The organism is Bradyrhizobium sp. MI1.11, from assembly GCF_055811255.1.
In genome coordinates, this window is sequence record NZ_JBVVPM010000162.1 from 1 (window position 1) to 1,586 (window position 1,586).

Here is a 1,586-nt window from a genome sequence, read left to right on the forward strand (position 1 = left end):
TGTCCAGACCGGAGACATAGGTAACAGGTCGTACCTAAGACATGGGTGACAACCTCGTGCCGAACGGGTTGTCGAGGGGTTTCAAAGTCGTTTACTCCAAAGGTCGATCCAGTTTGAGGCCGCTGGTCAGCGGTCTGCTGTGTTCCGGCGAGACGCATCTATGGCCTGGCCATTGTTGCTTGGCTCGCGCTGTCGCCATCAACCCCGCGCGTGCCGCGCCCCTGTGGGCTTCGGGGGTTGACCGCGACAGCGGAGCCAAGCAAAGGGCCTGCCATGCCAAGAATGCACGAGAGCGCGTCGCGCTCAGGGCGCTGCGGTGGCAGCTGAGACATCGGTGACGGGCGGGCCGAACGGGTTGTCGAGCGGCTGCAAGGTTTTCTGCTCCAGATCGAAGTAACCGAGATCGTAGTGCATGAAGCTGACGAGCCAAATGCCCTCGTCGACCTCCTTGATGCCGAGCTTCTGACCGGCCAGCACGGTTGAGATGTTGATCTTCTTGCGATGCAGGCAGAGCCGCCCGCAAGCGGTGACGACAATGTCGCGGTCGTGGAAGGGGTAAGTCAGTTCGGGCAGGCCGTCATAGACGCGCGTTGAAGCGGTGTAGAGCTCGGCGGGGCACTTCATGCCGAGTGCCTCATGGGGCCGCTCGGTGTTGAATTCGTGCACGAAGGCATCGAAGCGTTCCTGCTGCTGCAGGCTGTTGAAGCCTGGCGGGCGGGTCGCTTCCTTTTTGAGGGTGAGGTGCATGCGCTCGTGCCGGCCGTTCTGCTGCGGACGGCCCGGCTTGATGCGCTCAATGGCAATGCCGAGCCGGAGCCACCAGACCGAAAGCTTCGACAGATTGAACAAGGCGTTGGGGCTGGCAAAGGGCACGCCGTTGTCGGAGCGAATGGCCAGTGGCAGGCCGCGCTCGTGGAACAAGCGCTCGAAGGCGGTTATGGCGGGGTCTTCGCGCGTCGAGTCGAGCGCCTCGCTCAGCAACAGGAAGCGCGAGGCGTGATCGCTGACCGTCAAGGGAAAGCAGTAGCGGCCATTGCCGAGCTTGAACTCGCCCTTGAAGTCGGCGCACCAGAGATCATTGGGGGCCGTCCCTTGCGACAGCGGCGTGCCGCGCGCACGGTGGCGCGGTCCGCCGCCGCGTTTGACCAGGCCGTGGCGATCGAGCACCGCATGAATGGTGCTTTTGGCCGGCACGCGAACATCGCCATCGAGCCGGCGCACCAGCAACTCGCGGATCTTGCGCGCACCCCAATGCGGCTTCTCGGCCTTGAACTGGACAATCAGGGTCTCGATCTGGGCCGGCAATTGGTTGGCGTAGCGAACCGGCCGTCGGGAGCGGTCGTTCAGCGCCTCGAGCCCGTGTTCCTTGTAACGATCGAAAATCTTGTAGCCGGTCTTGCGGGAGATGCCGAACTCCCGGCACACATCCGTCATGGCTTCCCCGTCCAACAGCCGGGCGACAAAGCGAAGGCGCTCTTCCATTACCGAACTCGCTTTCCACGGCATCTACACCTCCCGCAGAACAAAAGCGGAAAGTGTAACCCATGTGTCCGGTACGAACTGTCACCTATGTCTCGGGTCGCTCA

The 1,586-nt window shown here is 62.6% G+C and carries 1 protein-coding gene; it reads right to left on the reverse strand.

What is annotated here, in order from left to right:
* Positions 1-303 precede the first annotated feature (303 nt).
* Positions 304-1,506 (reverse strand): integrase core domain-containing protein, encoded by a 1,203-nt coding sequence (locus AC0L30_RS42855; protein WP_473406775.1) that lies wholly within the window; start codon positions 1,504-1,506, stop codon positions 304-306.
* Positions 1,507-1,586 lie beyond the last annotated feature (80 nt).

Excerpts from the sequence above, each read along its gene's own strand:
- AC0L30_RS42855 (WP_473406775.1), bottom strand. The coding sequence starts at position 1,506 with ATGCCGTGGAAAGCGAGTTCGGTAATGGAAGAGCGCCTTCGCTTTGTC.